Raw genomic sequence first — 14,446 nt, forward strand, 5'->3', positions numbered from 1 at the left:
TCTGATCCCTATCTGTGCTGTCGTTTTCTCAAACCTGATATCTATTCAATTAAAACCAGTGTCGACTTTAGAAAGCCGACATACCAACGATGAAACGAGTTGCATTGATAACGGGCGGAAGCCGGGGCATTGGGTATGGCGTCGCTGAGTGCCTGGCCAAGAGCGGCTTCGACCTGGCCATAAACGGCGTCCGGCCCGAAGCATTAGTTACAGAACCCTTAAACAGATTACGTGAATTAGGTGCCGAAGTGATCTACTGCCCCGGCGACATCGCTTCTCAGGCAGATCGGGGAGGCATACTGGCGGAAATAAAGCGGCATTTTAGGCGATTGAACGTACTGATCAATAACGCGGGTGTAGCGCCAAAAGAACGTCGTGATATTCTGGAAGCCACCGAAGAAAGCTTTCAACACGTACTGGCCACTAATTTACAGGGAGCGTATTTTCTGACCCAGGCGGCTGCCAACTGGATGATCGAACAGAAAAAGACCAGTACAGCTTTTGCGGGCTGCATCATCAACGTATCATCAGTTTCGGCTACAGTTGCCTCCGTCAATCGGGGAGAATATTGCGTAGCCAAAGCAGGCTTGAGTATGGCCACCCAATTGTTTGCTGCCCGACTCGGCGAATTCGACATTCCGGTTTATGAGGTTCGACCGGGTATAATCCAAACCGATATGACAGCGGGCGTAACGGCCAAATATGATACGTTAATTGCCAATGGCTTATGTGTACAGAAACGTTGGGGGCTCCCAGACGACGTCGGGCGGGCAGTTGCATCACTCGCCCGTGGCGACTTTCCCTATTCGACGGGGCAGGTTATCATGGTCGACGGAGGTATGACTCTGCCGCGTTTGTAAGATTTTGATAATCAGGCCATGATTTCCGATTAGTTTTTACCCAGTCATCCCCTTTACAGAAGGTTGATTAATGCATAATGAAAAATGTATAGTGAACATCCATTATCCATTTATTTTTCTCTCCTAAACCCAATAATCACTCATGGACAGTTCAAACGAATCTCGAAGAGAGTTTATTAGATCCGCAGCCGTAAGGTCTCTGGCCGTCATTGGTCTGCCCACTTATATTCCAGCGAGTGCATTTGGAGCCAACGACCGGGTTCGGGTGGCGGTAATCGGGATCAACGGGCGAGGGAAAGATCATATTCAGGGCTTTTCCAAACAAAAAGACGTAGAAGTGGCCACGCTCTGCGACGTTGATAGCAACGTATTACAGGCGGGTGCGGCAGAATTCGAAAAGAAATACAACAAAAAAGTCCAGACGATGGCCGATTTACGGCAGGTCTACGACGATAAAAACATTGATGCCGTGAGCATTGCCACACCCAACCACTGGCATGCGCTGGCGGCTATCTGGGCGTGCCAGGCAGGTAAAGACGTATACGTCGAAAAGCCGGGTGCCCATAATCTGCACGAAGGCCGAAAACTGGTTGAGGCTGCTACCCGCTACAATCGCATTGTTCAGCACGGCGTACAGTTGCGAAGTTCAGCCGCAATTCAGGAAGCGATCAAACACCTGCGCGATGGCCTGATTGGTAAAGTGTATATGGCCCGTGGGCTGGTCTACAAATGGCGGCCCGATATTGGCGATAAAGGAAAATCACCTGTTCCATCCGAGTTAAACTGGAACATGTGGCAGGGCCCCGCCCAGGAAAAAGAGTTTAGCAAAAACTACGTCCACTACAACTGGCACTGGTTCTGGGATTACGGCAACGGCGATATTGGGAATCAGGGTATTCACGAAACCGACCTTTGTATGTGGGGTCTTGACGTAGGCTTTCCTGAAGAGATTACGTCGGCCGGTGGCAAATTCCTCTGGAACGATTGCAAGGAGACCCCCGAAACGCTCACATCCGTTTATAAATACCCCAAAGAAGGAAAAGTTATTCAGTTTGAAGTACGTCCGTGGATGACTAATAAAGAAGATGGCGTTGAAATTGGCAATCTCTTTTATGGCGATAAAGGTTATATGGTCATCAATGGCTACGATGATTATAAGACCTTTTTAGGGAAAGAACGTACACCTGGTCCAGCCCGTAAGGCCGGTGGTGATCACTACGCCAACTTTATTGAAGCGGTTCGGGCACGGGATAAATCCAAACAGAATGGCCCGGTCGAAACGGCTCATTTGGCCTCCGGGATTGCGCACCTCGGCAACATTGCCTATCGATTAGGCCGTACGCTGCATTTCGACCCAAAAAACGAAGTATTCGTTGGCGACAAAGAAGCCAACCAGATGCTTACCCGCAAATACCGGGCACCGTTTGTCGTTCCCGAAAAGGTGTAGTCGTTTAACAGACTTCCCGAAAGTTATAAACTTTCGGGAAGTTGTTGCCAAGTCCTAAATCCCTACTTATGAAGCCCGTTTTAACGCCTGAACCTGATACTCAAAACCGCTCTATTTTAAGTCAGCTTCTGCAAATTCCGGTAATGGTAGCGGCTCTTGGCTATCTGGTGGATATGTACGACCTGTTTCTATTTAGCGTAGTACGTGTTCCCAGCCTGAAAGCACTAGGCGTTGAAGGAGACAGGCTGTTGAGCGAAGGTATTCTTCTGTTGAATTCCCAAATGGCGGGTTTGCTGATTGGCGGAATTTTGTGGGGAGTATTGGGTGATAAAAAAGGTCGGCTCTCCGTGCTGTTCGGCTCCATACTGCTCTATTCGCTGGCCAATATTGCCAACGGTTTTGTTACGTCGCTCAATCAGTACGCGCTGCTTCGGTTTATAGCTGGCATTGGGCTGGCTGGCGAATTAGGAGCGGGCATTACGTTGGTTACGGAAATTCTCCCCAAAGAAATTCGAGGATACGGCACTACTCTCGTAGCGACGATGGGTGTGCTCGGTGCTATTCTGGCGTATTTTGTTGCTGATTTATTCGATTGGCGTATCTCTTATTTTATGGGAGGAGGTATGGGACTTCTGCTGCTCATTTTACGCGTCAACGTTCTCGAATCGAAGATTTTTACGAAAACTAAACAGCGAGCTTTAACACGTGGCAACGTATTTATGCTTGTTTCCAGCAAGACAAGATTGGCCAAATACGTTCAGTGTGTATTGGTTGGCCTCCCCATCTGGTTTGTAGTGGGCATCTTAATCACATTCTCGCCAGAGTTTGGAAAAGCGCTTGGGTTAAGCGAGCCTGTTGTCGCAGGCAAAGCCGTCATGTTAAGTTTTTCGGGGCAGGTGCTGGGCGATCTGGTCAGCGGTTTTCTGAGCCAGTATCTTCAAAGCCGGAAGCGCGTTATCCGGTTATTTATGCTGCTTTCCTTAGTGTTTATGCTTGTCTATCTGCTTGCTCCCGTAAGCGATCTGACGCTGTTTTACGCTGTTTGTGTTTGCCTCGGCTTCGCGAATGGGTACTGGACGCTATTTGTGACAATCGCGGCCGAATTGTTTGGCACGAACCTCCGGGCAACCGTTGCTACTACGATTCCAAATTTTGTGCGGGGCGCCACTATCCCGCTTAGTGCGCTTTTCATCCAGTTAAAGCCCTCTTTAGGAACAATTTACAGTGCGTTAACAGTCGGCTTACTTACGCTGGTGGTTGCATTGATAGCCTTAGCCTTCCTTGATGAGACCTTTACGAAAGACATGGATTATGTGGAAGAGGGTTAAAACAGAACTTCCCGAAAGTGTTGAGCTTTCGGGAAGTTTTCATAAATCATCTGAAAGAACAGACGTATCAATTACATATCGAACAGAATTCGGGCGGGATCTTCCAGAATTTGCTTCACACGGACAAGGAAGCTAACCGACTCCTTCCCGTCGATAATCCGGTGATCGTAGGATAGTGCCAGATACATAATTGGCCGAACCACAATTTCGCCATTAATGACAACGGCCCGCTCAACGATGTTGTGCATCCCCAAAATAGCCGACTGCGGAGCATTAATGATCGGTGTTGACAGCATCGAGCCAAATACACCGCCGTTGGTGATTGTGAACGTACCGCCGGTCATTTGTTCAATGGTCAGCTTATTGTCACGGGCTAAGCCAGCCAGCCGAATAATTTCTTTCTCGATACCAGCAAAGCTCAATTGCTCGGCATTCCGAATGACCGGCACTACCAGGCCCCGTTCCGTTGAAACAGCGACAGAGATATCGCAGAAATCGTTATAAACGATTTGTTCACCATCAATCTGTGCATTAACAGCGGGGAAATCCTTCAGTGCAATACAAACGGCCTTCGTGAAGAACGACATAAAGCCAAGACCCACACCGTTTTTCTCTTTGAATTTGTCTTTATATTTATTCCGCAGATCCATGATTGGCTTCATGTCTACCTCATTGAAGGTAGTCAGCATGGCCGTTTCATTCTTAACCGCAACTAGCCGACGGGCAATGGTCCGACGCAGCGAAGTCATTTTTTCCCGACGCTGATTCCGGCTACCGCCTGTTGCTACAGGAGCTGGCGCCGGTGCCGGTGCCGAAGGCTTGGGAGCCGCTGGCTGTGCGGGTGCAGGAGCGGCCGGAGCTGGAGCCGGTGATGCTTTAAGCGCATCTTCCTTCGTAATACGTCCACCAACCCCCGAACCCTGAACCTGCTGGGCGTCAACACCCTTTTCGTCCAGAATTTTAGCGGCTGCCGGCGACGGATAATGAGCGGCATAGCCATTTTGCCCGTTCGATGCCGGGGTTTCAGTTGATGGAGTACTGGCAGCCGGTTGTGGAGCAGGCGTATTGGTTGGCGCTGCCGGTGTGGGCGCCCCCGCTCCTACTTCAATTTTTGCGATCAAAGCACCGATAGGCAGCGTTTCGCCCGCCTGCGCAACAATACGTAGTGTCCCGGCCGCTTCAGCGGGCAGTTCAAACGTAGCTTTGTCGGATTCAAGTTCACACAGCACTTCGTCGAGTACAACCTGGTCGCCGTCTTTCTTGCTCCAGGAGGCAATCGTAACTTCCGTTACAGATTCTCCAACCGCTGGCACTTTCATTTCAACAACGCTTGCACCAGCAGGTTTTGGCGCTTCGGCAACGGGTGCCTGAGCGGGTTCGGCAACCGACTGTATAGCGGGCGCCGATTCGGCAACAGGTTTTGGACTTTCTGGTTTTGGCGCTTCCGCTTTTGCTGGTTCGGCGGGCGCAGCTGGTGCCGGTGCGCTACCTCCATCATCGATGGTACAAATACTGGCACCGATAGGCAGTACATCGCCCTCCTGCGCCAGAATATGCAGGATACCATCGGCTTCGGCCGTTAATTCAAACGTAGCCTTGTCGGAGTCGAGTCCGCAAAGAACGTCATCCATTTTTACATGGTCACCCTCGCGTTTATACCAGGTGCCAACGGTTACTTCAGTAATCGATTCCCCCACAGGAGGGATTTTCATGTCAACGGCCATAATATGTTAGTAAAATGAGTCATTGGTCATTAGTCAATAGTTATCAACATGTAGTATTAATGACTGTTGACCAATGGCTATATTTTTATTCAAACGCTCTCCGAACGATGTCAGCTTGTTCCTGCGTGTGGATTTTTGGGTAACCCGTTGCGGGCGAAGCGGCTGCTTTCCGCGAAACGATCGGGATATTCAACCCGATACGCAGCAAATACGTCCAGTAACCCATATTTTCAGGCTCTTCCTGTACCCAGAATACCTCTGCTTTTTTGTACTTCTCCAGCACAGCGTCTAACTGCGTTTTAGGCAGTGGCGCTAACTGTTCAATGCGTACAATTGCTACGTCATCCCGCTGGTCAGCCTGCTGTTTTTCAAGTAAATCATAGTATACTTTACCTGTGCAAAGCAGCACCCGTTTTACTTTTTTCGCCTGTACGTAGCTATCGTCGATGATTTCCTGGAAAGAGCCTTTTGTCAGATCTTCTAATGGAGAAACACATTTCGGATGGCGTAGCAGTGATTTCGGCGACATAATCGCCAGTGGCTTACGGAACGGCCATATCAATTGCCGACGCATGATGTGGAACAGGTTAGCAGGCGTAGTGATGTTTGCAACGGTCATGTTGTATTCAGCATACAACTGCAAATACCGCTCAGGCCGGGCGTTAGAGTGCTCAGGCCCCTGACCCTCGTAGCCGTGCGGAAGCAGCATGGTAACACCATTCTGGATACCCCATTTTGATTCGGCTGCTGCAATGAACTGATCAATAATCAATTGAGCGCCGTTCGAGAAGTCGCCAAACTGTGCTTCCCAGATTACCAACGCGTGCGGATTGGCCATTGCGTACCCGTATTCGAAACCAAGTACGCCGTACTCTGACAATAATGAGTTATAAACCTGAAACTTCTGCTGCCCTTCCTGAATAAAGTCGAGTGAAGAATACGTTTGGTTGGTCTCGGCGTCGTGGAGAACGGCATGACGGTGTGAAAACGTACCGCGTTGAACATCCTGTCCACTCAGACGAACTGGTTTGCCTTCCAGCAAAAGCGAGCCGTACGCCAACAGTTCGGCCGTACCCCAGTTCACTATTTTAGTGTCTGTAAGCATGGCTTGCCGATCTTTCAGCAGCTTGTCAATCTGTTTCAGCGGCTTGAATCCTTCCGGCAGTTTAACGAGCGCTTTCCCAATTGTTTGCAGGGTTTCGGCTGGTACGCCCGTTTCTGGTGATTTTTCGAAATCCTTTGGCTCACTAAACCGTAGTTCAGCCCAGTCGAGGTCCAGACGTAGCGGTTTGTACGGAATTTCAGCTTTCTGCTTCACACGATCAAGGCGATCCTGCAACTGCTTCTTGAACTCCGTATCCATGCGCTGTGCCAGTTCAGCATCCACATCACCGCGCTCGATCAGCAGATCTTTGTAAAGCTCGCGCGGGTTGGCGTGTTTATCAATGATGTTGTACATCGTTGGCTGCGTGAACTTCGGCTCGTCGGACTCATTGTGACCGTAGCGCCGGTAGCAGACCATATCAATAAACACGTCGCGGTTGAACTTCTCGCGGAACTCTACAGCCAGCTTAGAGCAGAATATTACGGCTTCAGGATCGTCGCCATTGACGTGGAAAATGGGTGCATCAACGATTTTAGCCACATCGGAGCAGTAAATCGACGAGCGTGCATCCTCAAAATCGGTGGTAAAACCGATCTGGTTGTTAATGACAAAATGGATGGTACCGCCGGTTTGATAACCCGCCAGTTTGGCCATCTGCGTAACTTCATAAACAATCCCCTGACCCGCCAGGGCGGCATCGCCATGAATCAGGATGGGCATTATTTTCGTGAAGTCACCATTGTATTCTTCATCAGCCTGCGCCCGTACAAACCCCTCAACCACCGGATTCACGGCTTCGAGGTGCGACGGGTTAGGCGCCAGTTTCACACTGATTTGTTTTCCGGATTTGGTTTCGGTTAGGCTCGAGTACCCCAGGTGATATTTTACGTCACCGTCGCCATGAACCTGTTCGGGTACGTTCCCTTCAAATCCGTCGAAAATTGACTCATACGATTTGCCAAGGATGTTTGCCAGTACGTTCAAACGCCCCCGGTGCGCCATACCGATCATTACTTCTTCAACACCCATATCGGCCGCCTGGCTGATAATCGTATCGAGCGCCGGGATCGTTACTTCGCCACCTTCCAGGGAGAAACGCTTCTGACCCAAGTATTTGGTAGCCAGAAAATTTTCAAAAACAGTAGCTTCGTTGAGCTTTTCAAGAATCCGTTTTTTCTCATCCAGTGACGGTTCGAAAACAAGGGCTTCTTTCTCAATTTTGTTACGTAGCCAGTTTTTAACTTCCAGCTCACGGATATACATATACTCGAAGCCAATATCGCCCGAGTAAATTTTCCGCAACGAATCCATAATCACCCGCAACGTAGCAGGCCCAATACCAAGCAATTTACCCGAATCAAAGACGGTATCTAAATCGGCGTCGGAAAGAGCGTAGTCGGGCAGATCAACGCGAGGCTGCCGATCTTTACGTGGTTTGAGCGGGTTGGTTTTAGCCAGCAAATGCCCTCGCGAACGGTAAGCTTTTATTAAACTGGCAACCGAAACTTCTTTTTCGGCGTGCAGCGCATCGACTGGTTTGGTCGAAGCAGTAGCATGTCCGTTCGTTGAAGCCCCATTTGGCGCTACGCCGTTGGTTTTACCCGATTTGGCGTTTTCGCCATAGGTTAATGAAAATTCAAAGCCTTTAAAAAATTGCTGCCAGCTTTCGTCAACTGATTGAGGGTCTTGCTTGTAAGACTGATAAAGTTGATCTACGTAAGCCGCGTCGGAATTGGCGATATAAGAATACTGATCCATGACGGGGGCGCGTCGTTGTTTTGACCCGCAAAGGTAGCGTATAGCCTAAATAGTTTACTGCAATTGTTTCTGTTTTTTATTATCTCTTCTGCAGGCAACGACGCCCTTACGTATACAACAGTAGAAGCATCGGTTTAGTTGAGAAAACTTATCAGCGTTAAACGCACTTAGAGGCTTCCAAAGCTTGAGAAATTGCATTCGGTTAACTAACTGATAAAGAAGGCATTTAGCCCTTACCGCAATTTACTCACCAGTGTATTTCCGAAAATTAACACCGCCAGACCCGGTAACAGAATTGCCCCTGCCCGAAAACCAGCTCCGGTAAGCTTATAAATGCCAGAATTATATTGTGTAAAACTCTGAAACAGATAATACGCTGAAGCCGCTAGCAACGCGACAATAATACCGATGGCAACCGGCTGGCTTAGTCGACCAACAAGCCAGGAAATCAGCAGGCACGCACCTACTACTATCGAAACCGTACCGACCGCTTTTGGAAACGTTTCAATAGTGGTATAATCAAAAAAGAACACCCCAGCCTGACCAATCAGATTGGGGTGCGCCAGGAGCCAGCCATCCAGAATGATCAGCACAATCAGAAAAACGTAAAAAACAGGGGTACGCATAAAAGAATCAATTATTCACAGGGACAGGCCCCATTTTAAACTCTACATCCGGCGCTACAAAAATGTATGCTTTTTGAATAGATATACCATATAAATCAATATCAGATTCTTCCCAGCCAAAATTGCTTTTCACTATTGTACCTTCTGTATAGTATTCATGACGTAACAAAATGATAGCTGATATTTTTAGCAATTCTTGTTTGGTTAGTACCTGCTGAACCTGTTTCGTTAAATAGTCTAGTGCTTGTCTTTGGTCGTCATCAATCCATTTGGCAGCCACCAAAATATCCCATACGACAGCATCTTCACGAAGAGCTAATGCAAAAAAACTTAATGGTCCTTTTTCAGCATTGACCGTTAATACCAAGGACCCTATTTTCCTTATTATCTCTTTCATAGCACTTTCATTAATACTTTGGTGTCATTAAGTATGTTCATTACCTGATTTTTTCTAGCTAACAACTGCGTCTTATTCATAAATACAGCACGATTATAGCGCGATTCAGGATTCCATGCTTTTACAGTTGACCATTCCAGAAAATGAAATTGCTTCACTTTATTTTCAATGCCAGATACATGAAGTAAAGCATCAAGATCATGGGTTTTAAAGCTCAATAATCCTTCAAATTCCTTTCGCGATTCGGGAAATCCATCCCACTGCATGGTTCTACAAATCCTTAGCTTAAGTGTAATCTCGATAACATATCCACACAGGTAAGCGGCACCATCAAATCGTCCGGCTAAAAATAAGGCTTCTGCATCCGCCAGGCGAGCATTGGCGATACGTTTTAAATCAGACTTCAATAACATAATTGGCAAATTACGCCATTACTTATTTTCTGCCAATTCCATCTTTAAAAACTTGCCCGTATAACTTCCTTCGACCTCCGCCACTTTTTCGGGTGTGCCCTCAGCAATGATGTAACCACCTTTGTTACCGCCTTCCGGACCGAGGTCAATGAGGTGGTCGGATACTTTGATTACGTCCAGGTTATGCTCAATAATCAGCACCGTATTGCCCTTGTCGGCCAATTTGTTCAATACGTCGAGCAGGTGAGCGATGTCCTGAAAATGCAGTCCTGTTGTGGGCTCATCCAGAATATAAAGCGTTTTCCCCGTATCTTTCTTCGACAACTCTTCGGCTAGCTTCACACGCTGTGCTTCGCCACCCGATAACGTAGTGGCATGCTGACCGAGTGTAATATAGCCCAACCCTACATCGTTTAAAGTGGTTACTTTACGTAGAATTTTCGGCTGACTGGCAAAGAAATCCAGCGACTGTTCTACGGTCATATCGAGCACGTCGGCAATGGATTTTCCTTTGAAACGCACTTCCAGAGTTTCCCGATTGAAGCGCTTGCCTTTGCAGGTTTCGCAAACGACATGCACATCAGGCAGAAACTCCATTTCGATTTTTTTCATACCCGCTCCTTCACAGTCTTCGCAACGGCCACCTTTCACATTGAAGGAGAACCGACCGGGCTTGTATCCCGAATTTTGGCTTCGGGCAGTTCGGCAAAGAGGGTCCGAATTTCGGAAAACATACCCGTGTAGGTAGCTGGATTCGAGCGGGGTGTACGGCCAATCGGCGACTGGTCGACCTCAATTACTTTATCCAGATATTCCAGTCCATCAACGGATTTGAACGGCAGCGGCTCCCGTTTCGATTTATAAAAATGGCGGTTCAGCACCGGAAACAGCGTTTCGTGAATCAGCGATGATTTGCCACTGCCCGATACGCCCGTAATGGTCACCATCCGGCCCAGCGGCAGTTTCAGCGTTACGTTCTTCAGATTGTGTCCCGTTGCATTTTTGATAATCAGAAACTTACCATTGCCTTTGCGTCGTTCGGCCGGTACGTCGATATTCCGCCGACCGCTGAGGTAATCGGCCGTAGTGCTTCCATTTTTCAGAAACTCTTCGGGTGTACCGATACCCACCACCTGCCCGCCGTGGCGTCCCGCACCGGGACCTATATCGAGAATAAAATCGGATTCGAGCATCATGTCTTTATCGTGCTCAACAACCAGTACGGTATTTCCCAAATCGCGAAGGTTCTTCAACGAATCGATCAGTTTGACGTTGTCGCGCTGGTGCAGCCCGATACTCGGCTCGTCCATAATGTACAGTACACCTACTAATTGCGTACCGATCTGGGTAGCTAATCGAATCCGTTGCGCTTCGCCACCCGACAAGGTACGTAGCGGGCGGTCGAGCGTGAGGTAGTCGAGGCCAATATCGAGCAGGAAACCGATACGTTTACGGATTTCTTTCAGGATTTCTTTGGCGATGATATTCTGCCGGTCGCTCAGTCGGGTTTCGACTCCCTCGAACCAGGTTGTCAGCTCCGAAATGTCCATACGGGCCAGTTCGGAAATATTCTTCTGATCGATTCGGAAATAAAGTGATTCCTTTTTCAGTCGGGCACCTTCACATTCGGGGCAGGTTTTCACAACCATGAAATCCTTAAGCCACTCCTGAATTTTGTCGGTGCTGTTTTCCTGCTGCCGTTTCAGAAAGTTAACGATGCCCTCAAACTTGAAACTGTAATAGTCCTCGCCCGGATATTTTTTCGACGGTACAGTGGCTTCATCCTCCGTACCGTACATAAGGGCATAGATCAGGTCATCGGGAAATTTGGTGAGGGGGTCGTCAGGTTAAGTTTATATTTTTTCAGAATCGCTTCGATTTCCTTAAAAATCCACAACTCCCGATACTCTCCTAGTGGTGCAATGGCGCCCCGACTGATACTCAGCGACCGATCGGGAATAACCGACTCTTCCGTAATTTCTTCCACCACTCCAAGTCCATGACAAACCGGGCAGGCTCCATATGGCGAGTTAAATGAAAACGTATTAGGCGATGGCTCGTCGTAGCTGATACCCGACTCGGGGTCCATCAGGTTTTGCGAGAAATACACCAGCGTACCGCTTCCGTCCAGCATCTGCATGGCTCCTTTCCCCTGCCGGAGAGCCGTTTGCACCGACTGACTCAGTCGATACCGATCTTCGGATTTGGGAACAAGTCGGTCAATTACGATTTCGATGTCGTGGATTTTGTAGCGATCCAACTGCATTTTTGGCGCAATATCCTGCACAGCTCCATCCACCCGAACTTTGGTGTAGCCCATTTTGGCAATCTGCACAAACAGTTCCCGATAATGGCCTTTACGCCCTTTAATAATCGGCGCCAGCAAGGTTAGTTTCTGCCCGGCGTACTGTTCCAGAATTGTGTCGATAATCTGATCCTGCGACTGCCGTTCCATTTTGCGACCCGTTACGTAGGAGAAAGCCTCACCCGCACGAGCGTAGAGCAGCCGTAGAAAGTCGTAAATCTCCGTGGTGGTACCCACTGTAGAGCGAGGATTTTTGGAGGTCGTCTTTTGCTCAATGGAAATCACCGGACTTAAGCCGTTGATTTTATCCACATCGGGGCGCTCCATATCGCCAATAAACGAACGGGCGTAGGCCGAAAAACTCTCCATGTAGCGCCGTTGACCTTCGGCATAAATCGTATCGAAGGCAAGAGACGATTTCCCACTTCCGCTGATACCCGTTACAACAACCAGCTTATTGCGGGGAATGGTAACATCAATATTTTTCAGGTTATGTTCGCGGGCGCCGAGAACTTCAATCTGGTCGTAGCCCGTCAGGTCAATATCGGTAAGTCCGGGCCGAAGCTCGGTTGCTTTTTCTTCTGTCACGTTAGGTTGGCTTATTCTAGAGAACAACGTAAAACAGCCGGGGGTAGTTTCCGGAAGGACGACCGGTTTTAACGACTGGCAAATCTGTTATCTTTACGTAAAAACAGTAAGCTATGCTAACGGCTATTCAGGGTACTTACGAAAATGGGCAGATTATCTGGGATGAAACACCCCCCGTTCAAAAACGCACAAAAGTTATTGTGACGTTTTTGGAGGATGAGCCTATAGTAGACGGTAAAAATCGAAAGGATGTCCCATCAGACATGCAGGGCATTCGCTTTGGCTCACTGGCAGGAAAAGTTAGTACGCCTACTGATTTTAACGAGCCAATCGATGACCTTAACGAGTATATGTAGTTCCAGATGAACGTATTGATTGATACCCAGATACTGATTTGGGTCCAGGAGAGTAATAATGGCATTTCTGAGTACGCACGGAATATTCTAGCCAACCCAATAAATTGAATTCATGTATCTCAACTCAGTTTTGTAGAGATCGCAATCAAAATAAAAATTGGGAAACTACCGGATTTTCGTGTATCTGTAAATGAAGTCATTAATCAGACAGCACAGGACGGAATTCACATTCTTCAACTCGATAACCGGCATATTGAGGTATACAATCAGATTCCCCTCTATGCCGACCACCGCGACCCATTCGACCGCCTTATTTTAGCGACTGCCCTTGCCGAACAGATGTCCATAATCTCGGCCGATGAGAAGTTTAGCCGCTATCGGGATGTCATCGAAGTTATTTGGTAGCTAACTCTACCAGACAAATATGGTGTTTAGCTGTTGTAACCAAAACACTCAACACAAATATATGACCGATGTACACACCCCAGCTCAACCGGAGCGCCGGACCGTGCAGCTACAACATGAGCCGGGTACGTAGCAAAGACACTAAACCGGAACTAATCGTCCGCAAATTTCTTCACGCACACGGTCCGGGACGCCGGTTCGATCCGCTACCGACTCCACGACAAAAACCTGCTCGGTAAACCCGGCGTAGTACTTCCCAAATACAAAACCGTAATTTTCGTACATGGCAAGAACAGACCTCTGGACTCGTAATGAGTTGATAGTAGTATTCAACCTTTACTTAAAACTCCCTTTTGGGAAGCTAGATAAACGCACTAAAGAAGTTCAGGAATTATCGCAAATAATTGGCCGGACGGATAATGCTGTTTCCATGCGACTTAACAACTTCGCTCATGTTGATCCATATCATCAGCAACGTGGAATTGTAGGATTAGCCAATGGAGTTAGGCAGGTTCAGCCTATTTGGGATGAATTTATCAACAATCAGGAAGAACTCATTTTCGAAAGTGAGCGCATCCTGGCGGAATACAGGCACGAAACAATAGAAGAAGCTTACCCTGAGATCGCCTTTAACCTGAAAGATTTGAAAGGCGAAGTAAAAATTAGAGCTGTGAAAACGCGGGTCAACCAAAGCGTTTTTAGACAGATGATTTTAAAAACGTATGAAAGTAGATGCGCTATTTCTGGTATTGACTTGCCCAAGTTGCTTGTAGCCGGACACATTAAGCCTTGGGCTGAAGATGAACATAATCGCCTAAACCCCGAAAATGGTATCTGCTTGTCAAACCTGTATGACCGTGCTTATGAGAAAGGACTGATTTGTATTGATACCGACTACAAACTGCTTCTATCAAAACGACTGAAAGATTACATAACGAAGGATTTCTATCAGCATTTTTTTGGATGTTTTGAGTACCAGCCAGTTCGCTTACCTAAATCATACCTACCCAAGAAAGAATTTCTGGAATACAGGCTGGAGCAGTTTCAACTATGACAAGTAAAATAGCAGTTACTCGGTCTAGACTTACGCTTAGAAGATTAGGTCTGCTTACCATAAAGTTAGTTTGAGAAATC

13 protein-coding genes and 1 pseudogene are annotated in these 14,446 nt (G+C 47.8%); 8 read left to right on the forward strand and 6 right to left on the reverse strand.

The window, feature by feature from the left end; translation table 11 throughout:
• Positions 1 to 89: 89 nt before the first annotated feature.
• From LN737_RS02380 to LN737_RS02390, 3 genes are all read left to right on the forward strand, one after another.
• Positions 90 to 860 carry a 3-ketoacyl-ACP reductase gene (locus LN737_RS02380; protein WP_405515894.1) on the forward strand — a complete coding sequence of 257 codons (771 nt, stop codon included), beginning with the start codon at positions 90 to 92 and terminating at the stop codon, positions 858 to 860.
• A gap of 142 nt (positions 861 to 1,002) precedes the next feature.
• Positions 1,003 to 2,307 carry a Gfo/Idh/MocA family protein gene (locus LN737_RS02385; RefSeq protein WP_405515895.1) on the forward strand — a complete coding sequence of 435 codons (1,305 nt, stop codon included), beginning with the start codon at positions 1,003 to 1,005 and terminating at the stop codon, positions 2,305 to 2,307.
• 68 nt (positions 2,308 to 2,375) lie between these two features.
• On the forward strand, positions 2,376 to 3,635 hold the full coding sequence (locus LN737_RS02390; RefSeq protein ID WP_405515897.1) for an MFS transporter: 1,260 nt from the start codon (positions 2,376 to 2,378) through the stop codon (positions 3,633 to 3,635).
• 71 nt (positions 3,636 to 3,706) lie between these two features.
• Here LN737_RS02390 and odhB read toward each other — a convergent pair whose 3' ends face one another.
• From odhB to uvrA, 6 genes and pseudogenes are all read right to left on the reverse strand, one after another.
• On the reverse strand, positions 3,707 to 5,359 hold the full coding sequence (gene odhB / locus LN737_RS02395; RefSeq protein WP_405515899.1) for a 2-oxoglutarate dehydrogenase complex dihydrolipoyllysine-residue succinyltransferase: 1,653 nt from the start codon (positions 5,357 to 5,359) through the stop codon (positions 3,707 to 3,709).
• An 85-nt stretch (positions 5,360 to 5,444) separates the two neighbouring features.
• Positions 5,445 to 8,222, reverse strand: a complete 2,778-nt coding sequence (locus LN737_RS02400) for a 2-oxoglutarate dehydrogenase E1 component (RefSeq protein WP_405515901.1) — start codon at positions 8,220 to 8,222, stop codon at positions 5,445 to 5,447.
• A gap of 233 nt (positions 8,223 to 8,455) precedes the next feature.
• Entirely contained in the window at positions 8,456 to 8,848 is a 393-nt protein-coding gene (locus LN737_RS02405) for a hypothetical protein (protein WP_405515903.1), read from the reverse strand.
• 7 nt (positions 8,849 to 8,855) lie between these two features.
• Positions 8,856 to 9,245, reverse strand: coding sequence for a hypothetical protein (locus tag LN737_RS02410; RefSeq protein WP_405515904.1), 390 nt, complete (start codon positions 9,243 to 9,245; stop codon positions 8,856 to 8,858).
• On the reverse strand, positions 9,242 to 9,658 hold the full coding sequence (locus LN737_RS02415) for a hypothetical protein (protein ID WP_405515906.1): 417 nt from the start codon (positions 9,656 to 9,658) through the stop codon (positions 9,242 to 9,244). The genes LN737_RS02410 and LN737_RS02415 overlap by 4 nt, the downstream gene beginning before the upstream one ends.
• A gap of 18 nt (positions 9,659 to 9,676) precedes the next feature.
• Positions 9,677 to 12,506, reverse strand: a pseudogene (gene uvrA, locus LN737_RS02420) (excinuclease ABC subunit UvrA).
• Between the two features lie 158 nt (positions 12,507 to 12,664).
• Here uvrA and LN737_RS02425 point away from each other — a divergent pair.
• The 5 genes from LN737_RS02425 (at position 12,665) to LN737_RS02445 (ending at position 14,366) form a co-directional block, all read left to right on the forward strand.
• A complete protein-coding gene (locus LN737_RS02425; protein ID WP_405515908.1) occupies positions 12,665 to 12,907 on the forward strand; it encodes a hypothetical protein in 243 nt (80 codons plus the stop codon).
• Positions 12,908 to 13,015: 108 nt separating this feature from the next.
• Positions 13,016 to 13,312, forward strand: coding sequence for a type II toxin-antitoxin system VapC family toxin (locus tag LN737_RS02430; RefSeq protein WP_405520283.1), 297 nt, complete (start codon positions 13,016 to 13,018; stop codon positions 13,310 to 13,312).
• A gap of 68 nt (positions 13,313 to 13,380) precedes the next feature.
• Positions 13,381 to 13,551 (forward strand): hypothetical protein, encoded by a 171-nt coding sequence (locus LN737_RS02435; protein WP_405515909.1) that lies wholly within the window; start codon positions 13,381 to 13,383, stop codon positions 13,549 to 13,551.
• Positions 13,541 to 13,624, forward strand: a complete 84-nt coding sequence (locus LN737_RS02440; RefSeq protein WP_405520285.1) for a hypothetical protein — start codon at positions 13,541 to 13,543, stop codon at positions 13,622 to 13,624. The genes LN737_RS02435 and LN737_RS02440 overlap by 11 nt, the downstream gene beginning before the upstream one ends.
• On the forward strand, positions 13,596 to 14,366 hold the full coding sequence (locus LN737_RS02445; protein WP_405515911.1) for an HNH endonuclease: 771 nt from the start codon (positions 13,596 to 13,598) through the stop codon (positions 14,364 to 14,366). Before LN737_RS02440 ends, LN737_RS02445 begins: the two co-directional genes overlap by 29 nt.
• Positions 14,367 to 14,446: the final 80 nt, after the last annotated feature.

The sequence above is a fragment of the Spirosoma sp. KNUC1025 genome (assembly GCF_045160025.1).
Lineage (GTDB): Bacteria > Bacteroidota > Bacteroidia > Cytophagales > Spirosomataceae > Spirosoma.